This window comes from Streptomyces sp. AC627_RSS907, assembly GCF_019049165.1.
The window spans coordinates 1-654 of record NZ_JAGMUE010001490.1; the positions used below are offsets into that span (position 1 = coordinate 1).

Genomic DNA, 654 nt, shown 5'->3' on the forward strand with positions numbered 1-654 from the left:
CCAACGTTGGGTGAGGGCGACTTCCCCGCCGAGCGCGCGCGAGATCTCGCGTCCTGCCGCGTCGTGGGTGAAGCGCAGTTCGTGGCCGGCCGTGGTGAGCGTGGCGGGACGTTGCGCCGGGTCGTACGTCCACTGCGAGACCAGCCCTGACGGGGTGGTACGCGAGGTGCGACGGCCCGCCGCGTCGTAGGCGTAGCGCGTCGTAAGCTCGTTGACCGTCTCGGTCAGGAGGCGGCCTGCCGCGTCGTAGCTTCGACGCAGGTCCGTGTCCGCGTTCCGGGCGCGCAGGAGTCGGCCACTCGCGTCATAGGCGTACGTGACGCCGGGGCGCTCACCGTCCGGGTGCGCCGCGACGGTGCGGCCCAGCGCGTCCCGCACGTAGCGGATCGTCTCCCCGGTTCCGTTGGTGCGTGCCGTGAGTCGTCCCGCCGCGTCGTGTGCGTACGACGTGCGACGGCCGTTGAAGTCCGTCTCCGTCGTCAGACGGCCGGCCGCGTCGTACGCGTAGGTCCACGTCCGACCTTGGGGGTTGGTGACGGACGTCAGGCGCAGTTCGGTGTCGTAGGCGAAGGCGTATCGCGCGCCGTCGGTGGTGGTGTGGGTGGCGGGCAGGTCGAAGTGGGTATGGGTGTGTCGGGTGATGTGGCCCGCCGT

Annotated in this window: 1 pseudogene; it reads right to left on the reverse strand. The window is 71.1% G+C overall.

What is annotated here, in order from left to right:
- A pseudogene (locus KUM32_RS42615) lies at positions 1–654 on the reverse strand (type IV secretion protein Rhs); the annotation flags it as partial.